This is a genomic window from Achromobacter sp. HNDS-1 (assembly GCF_040084795.1).
Classification (GTDB): Bacteria; Pseudomonadota; Gammaproteobacteria; order Burkholderiales; family Burkholderiaceae_B; genus Achromobacter; species Achromobacter ruhlandii.
Genome location: NZ_CP157584.1, coordinates 2,825,678 through 2,843,118 on the forward strand (window position 1 = coordinate 2,825,678; position 17,441 = coordinate 2,843,118).

Sequence of the window (17,441 nt, forward strand, 5' to 3'; positions counted from 1 at the left end):
GCCGCCATCACGGCGGGGCCCGTTGCCGCGACGCGGCGGCAGCCGACCTCAGGCCGGCTGCCAGCCCCGCACGAACACGTCCACCGGCTGGCGCTTGCCACCAGCTTTCTGCAACTCCAGCAAGCGCAGCGCGCCGTCGCCGGTAGCGATGTCGATGCCTTCGGCATCCGCGCGCAGCACGCTGCCGGGCGCCGCCGCGGCTGGCTGCGGCAAGGCCTGCGCGCGCCACACCTTCACGGGATCGGCCAGCCCGGGCAGACGGATGCTGGCGCCCGGCACCGGATTGAAGGCGCGCACGCGGCGCGCCAGCAGTTCGGCCGGTTGGCTGCAGTCGAGCGCGGCCTCGGCCTTGTCCAGCTTGGCGGCGTAGGTCACGCCGTCCTGCGGCTGGGGGGTCGGCGCCAGGCCGCCCTGGGCCAACGCGGCCAGGGCCGCCACGATAGCCTCGCCGCCCGCCTGCGCCAACGCATCGTGCAATTGCGCGGCATTGGTATCGGCGCCGATCGGCACGATGCGTTCCAGCAGCATGTCGCCGGTGTCCAGGCCCGCATCCATCTGCATGATGGTGACCCCGGTACGCGCATCGCCCGCCTCGATGGCGCGCTGGATCGGCGCGGCGCCGCGCCAGCGCGGCAGCAGGCTCGCATGGATGTTCAGGCAACCCAGCCGCGGCAGGTCGAGCACCCACTGCGGCAGAATCAGGCCATAGGCGGCCACCACCATGACATCGGGCGCCACACGTTCGAGCAGGGCCCGCGCCTCGGCGGCTTCATCGGGATACCGGCCGTCCAGCCGCAGGCTGCGCGGCTGGGCCACCTGGATACCGGCGTCCAGCGCCGCCTGCTTGACCGGGCTGGGCGTCAACTTGAGCCCGCGTCCGGCCGGACGGTCGGGCTGGGTCATGACCAGGGGAATGTCGTGCCCCGCCGCCCGCAGGGCGTCGAAGGCAATACGGGCGAATTCCGGCGTGCCGGCAAAGACTAGGCGCATGGGGTCGGACCGGGAGAAAGGAAACGGGCTCAGGCGCGCAGCGCTTCGCGCTCGGCCTTTTTCAGCTTGGTCTTGATGCGATTCTGCTTCAGGTTGGACAGGTATTCGACGAACACCTTGCCTTCCAGATGGTCGAGCTCGTGCTGCACGCACACGGCCAGCAGGCCGTCGGCGTCGAACTCGAAGGGCTTGCCATCGATGTCCAGCGCCTTGCAGCGGATGCGCGAGGCGCGCTCGACTTCGTCGTAGATGCCGGGAACCGACAGGCAGCCTTCCTCGTAGATCTTGTAATCGTCGCTGCGCCAGGTGATCTCGGGATTGATCAGCACCAGCAGTTGGTTGCTTTCTTCGGACACGTCGATGACGACCACGCGCTCGTGCACGTCGACCTGCGTCGCGGCCAGGCCCACGCCCGGCGCGTCGTACATGGTTTCGGCCATGTCGCGCACCAGTTGGCGGATGCGGTCATCGACCTCGGCGACCGGCTTGGCCTTTTTGTGCAAGCGCGGATCCGGGTAGCGAAGAATAGGAAGTAAAGCCATTGAAAAGGGATCGTCGGTAATTGGTGTCTGACCAACAGTTTAATTCATTAGATTCTTGATTTCTAATAGTTTTCGGCTAAGCCAGGGATTATCGGCGGCCGTCCCGGCCCCGATTTTGGCCGCTGCCGGCCGGGACGATTCGATCCGCTCCGCGCGGCCGCGCCCGGTCGCCGTGCGACACTCTCGGACGTCCGGCACGCCCACGCGCGCCCCGCCCCATGCTTTTGCCGCGCCGGCCCGCCCGGCGCCCCTTGCCCATGCCGCTCACCCACACCGCCGCTGAATTGTCCGCCTGGCTGCGCCTGTCCCTGGAACCGGGCATCGGTTCCGCCACCGCCTGCACGCTCCTGGGCGCCCTGGGGCTGCCCGAACAGATCTACGCCCAGCGCGCCACCGCCCTGGCGCGCCAACTGCCGGAGCCGCTGGCACGCCAGCTGGCCGCGCCCATGCCGGCCGACATGGCGGCCCAGGTCGACAGCGCCCTGCAATGGGTCGAGGCGCCCGGCCACCACATCCTGACGCTGTCCGACCCGGAGTACCCGCAAAGCCTGCTCACCATTGCCGACCCGCCCATCCTGCTCTATGTGAACGGCGATCCGGCCTATCTGCAAGGCCCCGCTCTGGCGGTGGTGGGCGCGCGCAATGCCACGCCCGGCGGCCAGGAAAACGCCCGCGCCTTCGCTCGCCACCTGGCCGCCAACGGCTGGCGCGTGGTCAGCGGACTGGCGCTGGGCATCGACGCCGCGGCCCACGAAGGCGCCCTGGACGCCGGCCCCGACAGCGCCGGCACCGTCGCCGTAATGGGCACCGGCATCGACCGCATCTATCCGGCCCGGCACCGCGACCTGGCTCACCGCATCGCGGCGCGCGGCGCGCTGGTGTCGGAACTGCCGCTGGGCACCGGCGCCCTGCCGCACCACTTTCCCAAGCGCAACCGCATCGTGGCCGGGCTGGCGCGCGGCGTGCTGGTGGTCGAGGCGGCCAGGCAGAGCGGATCGTTGATCACCGCGCGGCTGGCCGGTGAAAGCGGGCGCGAGGTATTCGCCATTCCCGGCTCGATCCATTCGCCACTGTCGCGAGGCTGCCATGCGCTGATCCGCCAGGGCGCCAAGCTGGTGGAAACCGCCGCCGACATCACCGACGAACTCGGCGGCGCGCCGCAGCCGGGGGCCCGTCAATCGGCCGCCCCGGCCGAAGAGGCGGCGCCGGACCATCCGGTACTCGAAGCCCTGGGGTTCGACCCTCTGCATCTGGATGCGCTGCAGGCGCGCTGCGGCCTGGACACCGCCACGCTGCAAGCGCAATTGCTCGAACTCGAACTGGCCGCGCGCGTCGCGCGCCTGGACGATGGCCGCTTCCAGCGCCTGAAATAACGGCGCCGCCCGAGGCCAGATGGCGCCATGACCGGCGCACGGACGCGCGCTAGTCGGGCCGCGCCCGGGGCCGGATGCGATGGCGCTAATATTGTCCCTGGCACCGGGCCGCCACCGCGGCCGCCCCCGATACCGATACAGGAAGAGACATGGCATTGCCCACACGCGTCAAGATCGTCGAGGTTTCGCCCCGCGACGGCCTGCAGAATGAAAAGGAATTCGTGCCCACCGACATCAAGGTGGAACTGATCGACCGCCTCGCGGCCGCCGGCTTTCCCAACGTCGAGGCGGCCTCGTTCGTGTCGCCCAAATGGGTGCCGCAGATGGCCGATGGCGCCGACGTCATGGCGCGTATCCAGCGCCGGCCGGGCACGATCTACTCGGTGCTGACGCCCAACATGAAGGGCTTCGAGGGGGCGCTGGCGGCCCGCGCGGACGAGATCGTCATCTTCGGCGCGGCCAGCGAGGCCTTCTCGCAGAAAAACATCAATTGCTCGATCGCCGAATCCATCGCGCGCTTCGAACCCGTGGTGCAGGCCGCCCGCGAGGCCGGCATCCGCGTGCGCGGCAGCATCAGCTGCGCGCTGGGCTGTCCCTACCAGGGCGAAGTGCCGATCGAATCCGTGGTGGACGTGGCCCAGCGCTATCTGGCCATGCAGGTCGACGAGATCGACGTGGCCGACACCATCGGCGTGGGCACGCCGCGGCGCGTGCGCGACGTGATGGCCGCGGTCACCCGCGTGGTGGACCCGGCGCGCGTCTCGGGCCATTTCCATGACACCTACGGCCAGGCGCTGGCCAACATCCTGGCGTCGCTGGAAACCGGCATCTCGATCTTCCACGCCTCGGTGGCCGGCCTGGGCGGCTGCCCCTACGCCAAGGGCGCGACCGGCAACGTCGCCACGGAAGACGTGCTGTACATGCTGCGCGGCCTGGACATCGATACCGGCGTGGATTTCGACGCGGTGGTCGATATCGGCCAATGGATGTCGGCCAACCTGAACCGCAAGGGTTCCAGCCGTGCCGGCAATGCGATTGCCGCCAAGCGGGCCGCCTGAAGCGAAAACCCGTAGAATGGCTGCGCGCGTTTCGCGTGAGCGTCGGGGCCACCCGGCGCACGTCTTCTCGCAACGCTATCGGAATTCCGCAGCCGCATGACTTCCCCCGCCCAGCCGCCCTCGCCCGAGGAACACGCCGCCCTGCTGCGCGCCATCGGCCCGCTGCCCCTGTCCGGGCAGGCCTGGCCCGATTGGGTGCGCATTCTCACCTGGGTCATCCTGGCCGTGCTGGGCGTGCAGGTGGTCACCACCGCCATCCGCGCCCCGGGACAGGCGCTGGACGGCATGATGGCCATCGTGGTGGGCCTGTGCTTCATCGGCCTGCTGTTCGTGTCCTGGCACATGCAGACATCCATCACCACCATCGACGAACGCGGCCTGCGCCAGACCTGGTTCGCGCGCCGCGAGGTCGCCTGGGAAGACGTGCGCGAAGTCCGCTTCGTGCCGATGATCTTTTCCAAGCGGCTGGTGGTGTTCACCCACCGCGGCCGACCCGTGATTTTCCAGGGCGGCACGCGCGAACTGCGCGCGGCGTTCACCCGGATCGCGCAGGTGTACCGGCGCCGCTGACGCGCCGCGCAACGCGCCGCAGGCGCCACTGCCCCTCAAAGAAAAACCGATGCCGCGGCATCGGTTTTTCTTTGACCGAAACCGGCGCGCGGGCCGGTCCAAGCCACGCTCAGCGAATCGGCAGCGCGTACATCAGGCCGCCCTGCGTCCATTGCGCATTCAGGCCGCGCTTGATCTTCAGCGGACTACCCTGGCCGACGTTGCGCTCGAAGCTCTCGCCGTAGTTGCCGACCTGCTTGACGATGTTGTAGGCCCACTTCTCGTCCAGCCCCAGGTTGGCGCCGCCGCCGGGCGTCACGCCCAGGATGCGCTTGATGTTGGGGTTGTTGCTCTTGACCTGCTCGTCGACGTTCTTGGAAGTCACGCCGTATTCCTCGGCCTCGATCATGGCCGACAGCGACCACCGCACGATGTTCAGCCAGGCATCATCGCCCTGGCGCACGAACGGGCCCAGCGGCTCCTTCGAGATGATCTCGGGCAGCACCACGTAGTCATCGGGGTTCTGCAGCTTGGAGATGCGGATCGAGGCCAGGCCCGAGGCGTCGGTGGAGAACACGTCGCAGCGGCCCGCGGCAAAGGCGTTGACCACTTCGTTGAAGGTCTCGATCACCACCGGCTTGTAGGTGACGTTGTTGGCGCGCGCCCAGTCGGCCAGCGTGTTCTCGTTGGAGGTGCCGGTCTGCAGGCAGATCGTGGCGCCGTTGATTTCCTTGGCGCTCTTGACGCCAAGCGACTTGGGCACCAGGAAGCCCTGACCGTCGTAGAAGTTGATGCCGGCGTGGATGATGCCCAGCGCCGTATCGCGCTGCTGCGTCACGGTGGTATTGCGGGTCAGCACGTCGACTTCGCCGGACTGCAGCGCGGTAAAGCGCTGCTGCGAATTCAGCGGCACCACCTTGATCTTGTTGGCATCGCCGAACACGGCCGCGGCGATCGCGCGGCACAGGTCCACGTCCAGGCCCTGCCACTTGCCCTGCGCGTCGGGCGCGGAAAAGCCGGCGAAGCCCGTGGTGGTGCCGCAGGCGACCGCCCCGCGCTGGCGCACGACGTCCAGCGTGGCCGCCTGCGCCCCTTGTGCCACGGCGAACAACAACGCCGCGCCTGCCAACCCTTTTGCAATGTTCATGACTTGTTTTCCTGTGGTTCCAGGACGCGCGAGCGCCCCATTGAAGCGGGGCCCGCAAGCGCGCCGAGGCGAGAAGCTTATCGGCATGAAGCGCCCGCGCCAAATAACAAGCGCTTATTTGGGTATATCACGCCGCGAGCGAAATAGACACCGGCAGGTTGGCCTCGCAGGCGTCCAGGGCGCGGCTCAGGCGCTCCATGCCCTGCGCGATCTGGCTTTCGTTCATGGTGGCGAACGACATGCGCATGGCGTGCAGGTCGGCCTGCGCCGGGTCGGCGTAGAACGCCTTGCCCGGCACGTAGACCACTTCGTGCTCGATGGCATAGGGCAGCAGGCGGGTGGCGTCGACCTCGCCGGTCAGGCGGGCCCAGAAGAACATGCCGCCTTCGGGCTTGCTGAAGGTGATGCGGCCGTCCAGCTCGCGCGCCAGGGCCGTGGCCATGGCGTCGCAGCGCTGGCCGTAGGCGGCGCGGATGCGCGGCACGTGTTCTTCGTAGCGGCCGTTGGCCAGGTACTGTGCCACCACTTCCTGGATCCAGGCGGACGAAGCCATGTCGTCGGCAGCTTTGGCGCCGACGCAGCGGCGGCGGATCTCGGCCGGCGCCACCAGCCAGCCGATGCGCAGGGCCGGCGCCATGGTCTTGGACATGCTGGCCAGGTAGACGGCCCAGTTGCGCGCCTCGCCTTCGGCCAGCGCCATGATGGGCGGCACCGCTTCGCCGGCGAAGCGCAGTTCGCTGTAGGGGTCGTCTTCGACGATCAGGAAGCGATGCTTGACCGCCAGTTCCAGCAGGCGCAGGCGGCGCTGGCGTGAAAGGGTGGCGCCGCAGGGGTTGGAAAACGACGCCACCACGCACACGACCTTGGGCTTGACGCGGGTGGCCAGCTCGTCGAGCGCGTCGATGTCGATGCCATCCGGGCCCGACGACACGGTGTGCACGGTGGCGCCGGTGTAGCGCAGCGCCTGCACGGAATTGGGGAAGGCGGGCGATTCGATGATGGCGTGGTCGCCCGGTTGCAGCATCACCCGGCTCAACAGCGCCAGCGCCTGTTGCGAGCCGCCCGTGACGGCCAGTTCCGTATCCGCGTTGCATTGCAGCCCGCGCGCCGCCGAAAGCCGCGCCAGCTCATGGCGCAGGCTGGCCTGGCCATCGATGTTCGAGTACTGCAGGCAGGCGCCCAGACGCGCCAGCACCTGCGTCGAGGCGATCGACAGACCATCCACGTCGAACAGTTCCTGCGCGGGGTAGCCGCCCGCCAGCGAGATCGTGCCGGGACGCAGCGCGTAGGGCATGAGCGATCGGATCGGCGAAGCGGGGGGATTCAGGAAAGGCGTGGCAAATGCGTACTCGGGCGCGGCGCTGGACATGGCGAAGGGAAACGGCGAAAGGGAGGAGGGAATCGCGCGGTCCGCGAGGACCGCGCCGGCGGGTTTAGAACATTGAAATCTAAACAAATATCCTGAAATTCTAAGCCTGCGATTCGGACAGGGTCAACGAAGATAGCGTGGCGCGCGGCCCGGTGTGGCGAAACGGTGCGCGCGCGTCCTACACTATGGGACATTCCGTTCCCAAGAGAACCGCATGACCGATGTAGACACCATGGCCGCCCGCCTGGCCGGGATCCGACAACGCATTGCACAGGCCTGCCAGCGCGCCGGCCGCGCGCCGGACAGCGTGACCCTGCTGCCCGTCAGCAAGACCTTCGAGGTCGACGCCATCCGCGAGGCCATGGCGCTGGGCCTGACCCGCTTCGGCGAGAACAAAACCCAGGAATTGCGCCAGAAGGCCGCCGCCCTGGCCGGCCAGGGCCTGCACTGGGTACTGATCGGGCACCTGCAGACCAACAAGGCCAAGGACGCCGCGCGCGACGCCACCGAGCTGCAATCGCTGGACCGCCTGGACCTGGCCGAAGCACTGCACCGCCGCCTGCTCAACGAGGGCCGGACCCTCGACGTGCTGGTCCAGGTGAAGACCTCGACCGAGCCCAGCAAGTACGGCATGGCGCCAGACCAGGTGGCGGGCTTCCTGCGCCGCATCGTGGCGGACTTCCCCACGCTGCGCGTGCAGGGCCTGATGACGATGGCCGTGAACTCGCCCGAACCGCAGGAAGTTCGCGCCTGCTTCCGCGCCCTGCGCGAACTGCGCGACCAGTTGCGCCAAGCGGACATTGCCGGCGTGTCGCTGGAGCGGCTGTCGATGGGCATGAGCGGCGACTTCGAACTGGCGATCGAGGAAGGCTCGACCGAAGTGCGCATCGGCACCGCCCTCTTCGGCGCCCGCAGCTACCCGGATCCGCAATAAGCCGCTGAATCGGGGCCTCGAAACACACGCATATTGCCGCCGGCCCGGGGCATAATACCCTCGCAAAAAAACGAGGAGACTCCCCATGCACAAGCACGCCCGGCGCCTGTTGGCGCTTGCCGCCCTGTCGCTGGCCGCCACCGCGGCCTCGGCCCAATCCTGGCCCACCCAACCCATTCGCTGGATCGTGCCCTACCCGGCCGGCGGCGGCGCCGACGTGGTCGCGCGCACCGTGGCCAGTGGCATCGAGAAGCCGCTGGGCCAGACCATCGTGGTCGAGAACCGCCCCGGCGCGGCCACCATCATCGGCGCCACCGCGATCTCGCAGGCCGACCCCTCCGGCTACGTCATCGGCACGGCCGACTCCGGCACCCTGGCGTACAACCCGACGCTGTACGCCAAGCTGGCCTACGATCCGTCCAAGTTCACCTACGTCGGCGGCATCGCCAAGTTCCCGCTGCTGCTGGCGGTGAACGTCAATTCGCCCTACAAGACGGTCAACGACGTGATCCAGGCCGCCAAGAAGGAGCCCGGCAAGCTGACCGCCGCCTCCGCTGGCGCCGGTTCTCCGCATCACCTGGCGCTGGAATTGTTCAAGCAGCGCACCGGCGCCAACCTGCTGCACGTGCCCTACAAGGGCGCGGCGCCCGCCATCCAGGACCTGCTGGGCGGACAGGTGGACGTGATGTTCATCGACCTGGCCGCCGGCCTGCCCAACGTCAAGGCCGGCAAGCTGCGCGTGCTGGCCGCGGCCACGCCCGAGCGCGTTGCCGTGCTGCCGGACGCGCCCACCATGGCTGAACAGGGCGTGCCCGACTTCACCGCCTACGCCTGGCAGGGCCTGGTCGCCCCCGCCGGCCTGCCGGAACCGGTGGTCAAGAAGCTGTCCGCCGAACTCGATGCCGCGCTCAAATCGCCGGCCGTGTCGCAGAAGATGCTGGACATGGGCGTCATCCCGATGCCGATGTCGGCGCAGGACTTCAAGGCCTATGCCGACCAGGAACGCGCCACTTGGGCCGAGGTGATCAAGAAGGCCAACATCAAGCTCGAATGAGCCCGCCCCGCCCATGAAAAACGCGGCCCCACGGGGCCGCGTTTTTCTTTGGTGCTCCTGGCGCTGCCGGCAACGGCCCGCTGGCCGGTCACTCGCGCGGCAGCCTGACCGCCAGTCGCAGGGACTCCACGCATTGCCGGCCCTGCTCGATGGCCTGGCCGAACGCCTCCGACATGATGTCGCCATGGCTGAACCAGCTGACCTTGCGGACGCTGCGGTAGCGATACTGGTAGCCCGAGTCGGCAGGCTTGCCATCCAGGTCGACGTCGATCCAGGGCGAGCGCACCTGGCAATGCAGCGCCCGCGCATCGACCTGGCCGCCCGCCAGCGTCACCTCGTACGACGATATCTCCGGCGTGCCGAGGTAGATATCCGCCAGCTGGCCAGTCTGGCGATAGCGGGCGAAGGATTCCCAATCATCGCCCAGGTGCGACTGCGCGTGCACATACTGCCCGCCGACGCGTTCCAACGCCCGCAGGTCCACCAGCGTGGCGTCGATGCGATAGACGGCCGGCACCACGAAGTCACTGGCGGCGCGTTGCAGCCGGCAATCGCGGTTCTCGGCGGCGAAGCTGCGGCATAGCGCCTGGTCCATCGCCGTGGCGCCGTTCTGCAGGTCGCCCACGCTGACTTCCGCCGCCACCATCCGCCCGACCTCGACCGACGCGCGCACCTGTGCTTGCCCGCCTTTGCCGAATTGCTCGTTGCGTGTCACCACGACGCCCGCGGCCGGCGCTTCCAGCGCGATGTCCTCGCGCCGCATATGGCCTTGATCGTCCATGACAAACGCCCAGCGCTGCTGGATGTCGGGCATGGTGAAACCCGGCACGAACACCGGGTTGGTGGGATCCAGCCACCAGGTCGCGCCCTGCACTTGGGCACGCACGATGGCATGGTTGGGCGCCGCCAGCCCCGGCAGCAGGAGGTCGGGCGCCATGGTGCCGCGCGTCACCAGCGCGGGTTCGGCGTCGATGCCGGCCGCGCGCAACATGGCCACCAGCAACACCGCCAGATCCTTGCAGTCGCCATAGCCGCGGCGCTCGATCTCGTCCAGCGCGAACGGGATCTGGCCGCGCTCGCTACTGCGCCAGTCGCCCAGGTAGCGATAGTGTTCGTGCAGATGGCGCATCAGGCCGGCCACGGCCTTGGGCGCGGGCTGGCCGCGCTGCGCCGCGACCGCGGCGGCGGCGTTCGGTGGCAAGGCGGCCGCCAGGATCTCGTTGTAGCGCCTGGCGAACGGGCCGAAATAGTCCTGCAGCGCGTCGGAACTGCCGATCTCCAGGCGCGGCGACTGCCGCAGATAACCCTGGTCCGCCTCATTGACGTAAGCGTAGTAGTAGGGCGTGGCCTTCAGCTCCACCGTGATGTGCCTGGCATCGGGCGTCGCCTCGACGCGATAGGCGTCCATGGACCGGCCCCGCCACACCATCGGGCGGTCGGCGCTGAACTCGGCCCGGAAACGCTCCTGCCGCACGGCGCGCGGTTGCAGGTCCAGCACGTAGTGGAACTGCGTCGCCGACGGAATGCCGGCGAAGCGTTCGCGCAGGGTATAGACGATGGTGCTGCCTACCCGCAGGTTGGGAAAGGCCAGCGAGGTCTGCTTCTCCCGCAGGAACCCCTGGTCCGGATTGGGCGCCATGCGGGTATCGATCTGCGCGTCGGTCAGCGGCACGGGCTTTTCGCCCGGTTGGATCAGTTCGGCGCGCTCGACCTTGAACGTATCGTTCTCGGCGTAGCTGCGGTCGATGCGCGAGACCAGGTCGCGCCCGGCCAGCGTCAGGATGGTATAGCGGTAAGTGCTGACGCACTCGGTGCTGTTGTCCTGATCGAAGTGGCAGTGGAATTCGGTTTCACCGGAAAGGGGCGCCTCGGCAATCGGTTGGCGCGCGGCATGAGCCGGCAGGCTGGCCGTGGCTGCCAGGACGGCGGCCAGGATGGGGGCACGGGGGAAAACAGGCATGGAAAATGCGTCGCCTTAATCTACAACTGAGACGCAATGTTATTTGCAATAAAATAGCAACACAAGCTTTCCGTTGCTACGGGAGGCCACAGCAGTCCACCCAAAGCAAAACGCCCGGCGTCACCGCCGGGCGTTGCGTCCTGACGCCACAACGGCGGCGCTTACACCAGCACGCGCTCGATGCCGCCCGCGTTGGCGCGGCGCACGTAGTCTTCCATCCAGCCTTCGCCGAGAATGTGGCGCGCCATCTCGACCACGATGTAGTCGGCATCCATGCCGGTGTCGCCCTGGTAGCGCGACAGCCCCTGCAGGCACGACGGGCACGAGGTCAGCACCTTGACGTCACCCGTGAAGCCATCGCTGCGCAGCGCGGCATCGCCCTTGAGCAGCTCTTCCTGTTTGCGAAAGCGCACCTGGGTCGAGATGTCCGGCCGGCTGACCGCCAGCGTGCCCGACTCGCCACAGCAGCGGTCGCTCTTGACCGCGCCGTCGCCCACCAGCGACCGCACGGTCTTCATCGGATCCTGCAGCTTCATCGGCGTGTGGCAGGGGTCGTGATACATGTAGCGCACGCCCTTGGCGCCTTCCAGCTTGATGCCCTTTTCCAGCAGGTATTCGTGGATGTCGATCAGGCGGCAGCCCGGGAAGATCTTCTCGAACTCGTAGCCGGCCAGTTGGTCGTAGCAGGTGCCGCAGCTGACCACCACGGTCTTGATGTCCAGGTAGTTCAGCGTGTTGGCGACGCGGTGGAACAGCACCCGGTTGTCGGTGATGATCTGCTCGGCCTTGTCGGTCATGCCGTTGCCGCGCTGCGGATAACCGCAGCACAGGTAGCCCGGCGGCAGGACGGTCTGCACGCCGGCATGCCACAGCATCGCCTGCGTGGCCAGGCCGACCTGCGAGAACAGGCGTTCCGAACCGCAGCCCGGGAAATAGAACACCGCTTCCGTGTCGGCCGTGGTGGCCTTCGGATCGCGGATGATCGGCACGTAGTTCGCGTCTTCGATATCGAGCAGCTTGCGCGCGGCCTGCTTGGGCAGCCCGCCCGGCATCTTCTTGTTGACGAAGTGCACCACCTGCTCGCGCAGCGGCGGCTTGCCCACGGTCGCCGGCGGCGCCGAGGTCTGTTTCTTCACCAGGCCCGACAGCAGGTCGTGGGCGGCGCGCTGCACCTTGTAGCCCACGCCCACCATCGCCTTGCGGGTGGCGTTGATAGTGGCCGGATCCTTGGCGTTCAGGAAGAACATGGCGCTGGCCGTGCCCGGATTGAACGACTTGCGGCCCATGCGCCGCAGCACGGCGCGCATGTTCATCGACACGTCGCCGAAGTCGATGTCGACCGGACAGGGGTTGTAGCACTTGTGGCAGACGGTGCAGTGGTCGGCCACGTCCTCGAACTCTTCCCAGTGCTTCAGGCTGACGCCGCGGCGGGTCTGCTCTTCGTACAGAAAGGCCTCGACCAGCAGCGAGGTCGCCAGGATCTTGTTGCGCGGCGAGTACAGCAGGTTGGCGCGCGGCACATGGGTGGCGCACACCGGCTTGCACTTGCCGCAGCGCAGGCAGTCCTTGATCGAATCCGAGATGGCGCCGATGTCGCTCTGCTGCATGATCAGCGACTCGTGGCCCATCAGGTTGAAGCTGGGCGTCCAGGCGTGGCGCAGGTCGGCGCCCGGCATCAGCTTGCCGGCGTTGAAGTGACCATTGGGGTCGACGCGGCGCTTGTAGTCCTGGAACGGCGCCAGCTCGGCTTCCGTCAGGAACTCGTACTTGGTCAGGCCGATGCCGTGCTCGCCCGAGATCACGCCGTCCAGGTCGCGCGCGATCTGCATGATGCGCTCGACGGCCTGGTGGGCCTCCTGCAGCATGCCGTAGTCGTCCGAGTTGACCGGGATATTGGTGTGGACGTTACCGTCGCCAGCGTGCATGTGCAACGCCACGAACACGCGGCTCTTGAGCACGCGGCCGTGGATCGCCACCAGTTCGTCCAGGATCGGCTTGCGCGCCGCGCCCGAGAACGCGGCCTGCAGGCCGGCCAGCACCTCGGTCTTCCACGACACGCGAATGGTGCGGTCCTGCACCACATCGAACACGCGCGCCTGCGGCTGCGCCGCCAGGCGCTCGGTCAGCGTGGCGTGCAGATGCGACATGCCCAGGTCGTCCAGCTGCGGCATGGCGTCGGCCAACGGCAGGTCCAGATTGTCCAGCAGCCACTGCCAACGCTGGCGCGCGGCGGCCAGCAGCTCGATGGCCTGGCGCGTGCGCTCGGCCAGCACCTCGGCGCGGGTCTCGTCGTCGGCGGCGTCTTCCGCCTTGCCGACCGGCAGCGGCGTACAGAGATAGTCGTCCAGCGCGTCCAGCAGGCGCAGCTTGTTGCGGGTCGACAGCTCGATGTTGATGCGCTCGATATGGTCGGTGTACTCGCCCATGCGCGGCAGCGGGATCACCACGTCTTCGTTGATCTTGAAGGCGTTGGTGTGGCGCGCGATCGCGGCGGTGCGCGAACGGTCAAGCCAGAACTTCTTGCGGGCCTCGGCGCTCACCGCCACGAAGCCTTCGCCGTGGCGGGTGTTGGCCAGGCGCACCACTTCGCTGGCGGCCGCGGCCACGGCGTCCTCGTCGTCGCCGACGATATCGCCGATCAGCACCATCTTGGGCAGCGAGCCGCGCTTGCTCTTGGTGGCGTAGCCGACCGCGCGCAGATAGCGCTCGTCCAGATGCTCCAGGCCGGCCAGGATGGCGCCGCGGGCGCGGCCTTCGCCGTCCAGGTAGCCCTTGACCTCGACGATCGACGGAATCGCGTCCCGCGCCTGGCCGAAGAATTCCATGCAGACCGTGCGCGTATGCTTGGGCATGCGGTGCAGGACCCAGCGCGCCGACGTGATCAGGCCGTCGCAGCCTTCCTTCTGGATGCCCGGCAGGCCGGCCAGGAATTTGTCGGTGACGTCCTTGCCCAGGCCTTCCTTGCGGAACACGCGGCCGGCGATTTCCAGGGTCTCGGTCTTGAGCAGGCGCTCGCCCGGCTTGCCACGGCCGTCGAACCACTTGAGTTCGAAGCGGGCCACCTCCACGTCATGGATCTTGCCCATGTTGTGGTCCAGGCGCGTCACTTCGAGCCAGTTGCCGTCCGGATCGACCATGCGCCACCAGGCCAGGTTGTCGAGCGCGGTGCCCCACAGCACGGCCTTCTTGCCGCCGGCGTTCATGGCGATGTTGCCGCCCACGCACGAGGCCTCGGCCGAGGTCGGGTCCACGGCGAACACGAAGCCGGCCGCCTCGGCCGCTTCCGACACCCGCTTGGTCACCACGCCGGCGCCGGCATGGATGACGGCCACGGGCTCGGTGAGCCCGGGCAGGATACAGGACTCGACCTTGCCCAGCTTGTCGAATTTCTCGGTATTGATGACGGCCGACTTCCAGGTCAGCGGAATCGCGCCGCCGGTATAGCCGGTGCCGCCGCCACGCGGCACGATGGTCAGGCCCAGCTCGATACAGGCGGTGACCAGCGCGGCGATCTCGTCTTCCGAGTCCGGCGTCAGCACCACGAACGGGTATTCCACGCGCCAGTCGGTGGCGTCGGTCACGTGCGACACGCGCGACAGGCCGTCGAACTTGATGTTGTCGCGCGCGGTGATGCGGCCCAGCACCTTCTGCGCCTGCTTGCGCAGCATGGCGGTCTGGTCGAACTCGCCCTCGAAGGCGGCGATGGCCGAACGCGCCCGGCCCAGCAGGCCCAGCACCTTTTCGTCGCGATGCGGATCGTGGCCGGCCTCGGCCGGCGCGCCGGGTTCGCGGCGGCGGTCGATCTCGCCCAGCCGATGGTGCAGTGCGTCGATCAGCTGCTTGCGACGCTTGGGGTTGTCCAGCAGGTCGTCCTGCAGGTACGGATTGCGGCGCACCACCCAGATGTCGCCCAGCACCTCGTACAGCATGCGGGCGGAGCGCCCGGTGCGGCGTTCGCCGCGCAGGTCGGTCAACAGGCTCCAGGCGTCATCGCCCAGCAGCCGGCCGACGATCTCGCGATCGGAGAACGACGTGTAGTTGTAGGGAATTTCGCGCAGTCGCGCGGGTGCTGTGGGCGGCGTCGCCCCGTTCAAGATGTGGCTGGCGAGTGGGGCGTTCATGGCGGCAAGAGGGGGCCCTTAAAAAATTATTTTATGCCATTGGCCGGAACCGCCCCCGAATACCCCCTGGGAAGCGTCCAGAAACGGGACAATGGCATGTTTATGCGTCCCCAATTAAGCGGGGCGTCAGCACCTAGACCTGCCCGGGGAACAGCCACAGCAGGCTCGCCGTCATGGCCAGGTAGCGCAGGAACTTGCCGATGGCCATATAGGCCACGCAGGGCCAGAACGGCAGCCGCAGCCAGCCGGCCACGGCGCACAGCGGATCGCCCACGGCCGGCAGCCAGGACAGCAGCAGCGCCGGCGGCCCCATGCGGTGTATCCAGTCATGGGCGCGCTCGTGCCAGCGCCCGCGCATGCGGGATTGGGCCGGCGCATGGGGGTGACGCTCCTTCCAGCGCTCGACGGCCTTTTCCGCGCCCAGGCCCATGGCGTAACTGATGGCGCCGCCGATGGTGTTGCCGGCGGTCGCCACCAGGATGGCGGGCCAGAACATGTCGGGCGACAGCTTGATATAGCCGAACACCGCCGGCTCCGAGCCAAGCGGCAGCAACGTGGCCGAGATCAGCGACACGGCGAAGATGGCGGACAGGCCCACCGACGGCAGGGCCAACAGGTTCAGCAGCCAGTGGATGGCGGAGAGCAGGCTTTCTTCCATGATGGCGACGAGTGTAGCCGCGCACGGCCCCCGCGCCTGTCCGGTCCATGGCGAAAGCGCCGGAAAACCGTCGGGCATCGCGGCTTTCCCTGCAATAATCGCGCTCACGCCCCGGCGTGCGCGGCCGTCTCCGCGCGCCGACCTTTTTTCGCCCCTACCCACGCGCAGTCCATGTCCACCGATTATCTGAAACGCATCCTGACCTCCAAGGTCTACGACGTCGCGGTCGAATCGCCGCTCGAATCCGCGCCGCTGTTGTCGCAGCGCATGGCGAACACGATCCTGCTCAAGCGCGAGGACACGCAGGCCGTATTCAGCTTCAAGCTGCGCGGGGCGTACAACAAGATGGCCAACCTGACGCCGGCGGCGCGCAACCGCGGCGTGATCGCGGCCTCGGCCGGCAACCACGCCCAGGGCGTGGCGCTGGCCGCCTCCCGGCTCGGCTGCCGCGCGGTCATCGTCATGCCCACCACCAGCCCGCAGGTCAAGATCGACGCGGTGCGCCGCCTGGGCGGCGAAGTGGTGCTGGCCGGCGAAAGCTTCTCCGACGCCTATGCCCACGCGCAAACGCTGGAAAAGAAAGAGAAATTGACCTTCGTGCACCCGTTCGACGATCCCGACGTGATCGCCGGCCAGGGCACGGTCGGCATGGAGATCCTGCGCCAGCACCCCGGCCCGATCGACGCCATCTTCGTGGCCATCGGCGGCGGCGGCCTGATCGCCGGCGTGGCCGCCTACATCAAGCAGCTGCGCCCCGAGATCAAGATCATCGGCGTGCAGACCGAAGATTCCGACGCCATGCTGCGCAGCGTGCGTGCCGGCCGCCGCGTGCAGTTGAACGACGTCGGGTTGTTCTCCGACGGCACGGCCGTCAAGCTGGTGGGCGCAGAGACCTTCAAGCTCACGCGCAAGTACGTCGACGATTTCGTGGTGGTGGACACCGATTCCATCTGCGCCGCCATCAAGGATGTGTTCCAGGACACGCGCAGCGTGCTGGAGCCCGCCGGCGCCATGGCCGTGGCCGGCGCCAAGCAATACGCCGCCGAACACAAGCTCAAGGACAAGACGCTGGTCGCCATCGCCTGCGGCGCCAACATGAACTTCGACCGCCTGCGCTTCGTGGCCGAACGCGCCGAGGTCGGCGAAATGCGCGAGGCGGTCTTCGCCGTCACCATGCCTGAGCAGCGCGGCAGCTTCCGCCGCTTCTGCGAACTGGTCGGCGAACGCAGCGTGACCGAGTTCAACTACCGCATTTCCGATTCGGACCGCGCCCACGTGTTCGTCGGCCTGCAGGTGTCCTCGCCGGCCGAACCCGCGAAGATCGCCAATCACTTCCGCCGCCACGGCTTCGACACGCTCGACCTGACTCACGACGAAATGGCCAAGACCCACTTGCGCCACATGGTCGGCGGGCGCTCCGCGCAGGCGCGCGACGAGCTGCTCTACCGCTTCGAGTTCCCGGAACGCCCGGGCGCGCTGATGCGTTTCCTGAACGCCATGAACCCGGAATGGAACATCAGCCTGTTCCACTATCGCAACCAGGGCGCCGACTACGGCCGCATCCTGATCGGCATCCAGGTGCCGCCGGCCGATAAAAAGCAGTTCCGCAACTTCGTGGCCGACCTCGGCTACCCGCACTGGAACGAGACAGACAACCCGGCCTACAAGCTGTTCCTGTAACTCCGT

The 17,441-nt window shown here is 67.9% G+C and carries 13 protein-coding genes; 6 read left to right on the forward strand and 7 right to left on the reverse strand.

Annotated elements, in window-relative coordinates; translation table 11 throughout:
* Positions 1-48 precede the first annotated feature (48 nt).
* Both fmt and def read right to left on the reverse strand, forming a co-directional pair.
* On the reverse strand, positions 49-990 hold the full coding sequence (gene fmt / locus ABFG95_RS13125; protein ID WP_049076816.1) for a methionyl-tRNA formyltransferase: 942 nt from the start codon (positions 988-990) through the stop codon (positions 49-51).
* Positions 991-1,019: 29 nt separating this feature from the next.
* Entirely contained in the window at positions 1,020-1,532 is a 513-nt protein-coding gene (def, locus tag ABFG95_RS13130; protein WP_006389914.1) for a peptide deformylase, read from the reverse strand.
* Positions 1,533-1,789: 257 nt separating this feature from the next.
* Here def and dprA point away from each other — a divergent pair, with 257 nt between their 5' ends.
* The 3 genes from dprA (at position 1,790) to ABFG95_RS13145 (ending at position 4,533) form a co-directional block, all read left to right on the forward strand.
* Positions 1,790-2,905: a DNA-processing protein DprA gene (dprA, locus tag ABFG95_RS13135; protein ID WP_348996012.1), complete on the forward strand. Its 1,116-nt coding sequence runs from the start codon at positions 1,790-1,792 to the stop codon at positions 2,903-2,905.
* A gap of 149 nt (positions 2,906-3,054) precedes the next feature.
* Positions 3,055-3,963: a hydroxymethylglutaryl-CoA lyase gene (locus ABFG95_RS13140; protein WP_049076821.1), complete on the forward strand. Its 909-nt coding sequence runs from the start codon at positions 3,055-3,057 to the stop codon at positions 3,961-3,963.
* 96 nt (positions 3,964-4,059) lie between these two features.
* Positions 4,060-4,533 (forward strand): membrane protein, encoded by a 474-nt coding sequence (locus tag ABFG95_RS13145; protein WP_049076822.1) that lies wholly within the window; start codon positions 4,060-4,062, stop codon positions 4,531-4,533.
* A gap of 109 nt (positions 4,534-4,642) precedes the next feature.
* On the opposite strand, the gene ABFG95_RS13150 is transcribed toward ABFG95_RS13145, so the two are convergent.
* A complete protein-coding gene (locus ABFG95_RS13150; protein ID WP_054417858.1) occupies positions 4,643-5,659 on the reverse strand; it encodes an amino acid ABC transporter substrate-binding protein in 1,017 nt (338 codons plus the stop codon).
* Positions 5,660-5,786: 127 nt separating this feature from the next.
* Positions 5,787-7,028: a PLP-dependent aminotransferase family protein gene (locus ABFG95_RS13155; protein ID WP_100507629.1), complete on the reverse strand. Its 1,242-nt coding sequence runs from the start codon at positions 7,026-7,028 to the stop codon at positions 5,787-5,789.
* A 214-nt stretch (positions 7,029-7,242) separates the two neighbouring features.
* On the opposite strand from ABFG95_RS13155, the gene ABFG95_RS13160 reads away from it, so the two are divergent.
* Positions 7,243-7,962, forward strand: coding sequence for a YggS family pyridoxal phosphate-dependent enzyme (locus ABFG95_RS13160; protein ID WP_238923598.1), 720 nt, complete (start codon positions 7,243-7,245; stop codon positions 7,960-7,962).
* Positions 7,963-8,047: 85 nt separating this feature from the next.
* Positions 8,048-9,016 carry a tripartite tricarboxylate transporter substrate binding protein gene (locus tag ABFG95_RS13165; RefSeq protein WP_175144674.1) on the forward strand — a complete coding sequence of 323 codons (969 nt, stop codon included), beginning with the start codon at positions 8,048-8,050 and terminating at the stop codon, positions 9,014-9,016.
* A gap of 88 nt (positions 9,017-9,104) precedes the next feature.
* On the opposite strand, the gene ABFG95_RS13170 is transcribed toward ABFG95_RS13165, so the two are convergent.
* From ABFG95_RS13170 to ABFG95_RS13180, 3 genes are all read right to left on the reverse strand, one after another.
* Complete coding sequence (locus tag ABFG95_RS13170; protein WP_348996013.1) at positions 9,105-10,976, reverse strand: DUF3857 domain-containing transglutaminase family protein; 1,872 nt, start codon at positions 10,974-10,976, stop codon at positions 9,105-9,107.
* 161 nt (positions 10,977-11,137) lie between these two features.
* The gene (locus tag ABFG95_RS13175) at positions 11,138-15,097 is read right to left on the reverse strand and encodes an FAD/FMN-binding oxidoreductase (protein ID WP_348996014.1); all 3,960 of its coding nucleotides are present in this window, start codon (positions 15,095-15,097) and stop codon (positions 11,138-11,140) included.
* Between the two features lie 133 nt (positions 15,098-15,230).
* Positions 15,231-15,755 (reverse strand): YqaA family protein, encoded by a 525-nt coding sequence (locus ABFG95_RS13180; RefSeq protein WP_049076839.1) that lies wholly within the window; start codon positions 15,753-15,755, stop codon positions 15,231-15,233.
* On the opposite strand from ABFG95_RS13180, the gene ilvA reads away from it, so the two are divergent.
* Positions 15,726-17,435: a threonine ammonia-lyase, biosynthetic gene (ilvA, locus tag ABFG95_RS13185; protein WP_263900020.1), complete on the forward strand. Its 1,710-nt coding sequence runs from the start codon at positions 15,726-15,728 to the stop codon at positions 17,433-17,435. The two genes, ABFG95_RS13180 and ilvA, sit on opposite strands and share 30 nt — an antisense overlap.
* Positions 17,436-17,441: the final 6 nt, after the last annotated feature.

Bases quoted from the DNA above. Each gene is read 5' to 3' on its own strand.
- ABFG95_RS13175 (WP_348996014.1), bottom strand. From the start codon at position 15,097: ATGAACGCCCCACTCGCCAGCCACATCTTGAACGGGGCGACGCCGCCC.
- ABFG95_RS13160 (WP_238923598.1), top strand. From the start codon at position 7,243: ATGACCGATGTAGACACCATGGCCGCCCGCCTGGCCGGGATCCGACAA.
- ABFG95_RS13140 (WP_049076821.1), top strand. From the start codon at position 3,055: ATGGCATTGCCCACACGCGTCAAGATCGTCGAGGTTTCGCCCCGCGAC.
- def (WP_006389914.1), bottom strand. From the start codon at position 1,532: ATGGCTTTACTTCCTATTCTTCGCTACCCGGATCCGCGCTTGCACAAA.
- ABFG95_RS13150 (WP_054417858.1), bottom strand. From the start codon at position 5,659: ATGAACATTGCAAAAGGGTTGGCAGGCGCGGCGTTGTTGTTCGCCGTG.
- ABFG95_RS13155 (WP_100507629.1), bottom strand. From the start codon at position 7,028: ATGTCCAGCGCCGCGCCCGAGTACGCATTTGCCACGCCTTTCCTGAAT.
- ABFG95_RS13170 (WP_348996013.1), bottom strand. From the start codon at position 10,976: ATGCCTGTTTTCCCCCGTGCCCCCATCCTGGCCGCCGTCCTGGCAGCC.
- ABFG95_RS13145 (WP_049076822.1), top strand. From the start codon at position 4,060: ATGACTTCCCCCGCCCAGCCGCCCTCGCCCGAGGAACACGCCGCCCTG.
- dprA (WP_348996012.1), top strand. From the start codon at position 1,790: ATGCCGCTCACCCACACCGCCGCTGAATTGTCCGCCTGGCTGCGCCTG.
- ABFG95_RS13165 (WP_175144674.1), top strand. From the start codon at position 8,048: ATGCACAAGCACGCCCGGCGCCTGTTGGCGCTTGCCGCCCTGTCGCTG.
- ABFG95_RS13180 (WP_049076839.1), bottom strand. From the start codon at position 15,755: ATGGAAGAAAGCCTGCTCTCCGCCATCCACTGGCTGCTGAACCTGTTG.
- fmt (WP_049076816.1), bottom strand. From the start codon at position 990: ATGCGCCTAGTCTTTGCCGGCACGCCGGAATTCGCCCGTATTGCCTTC.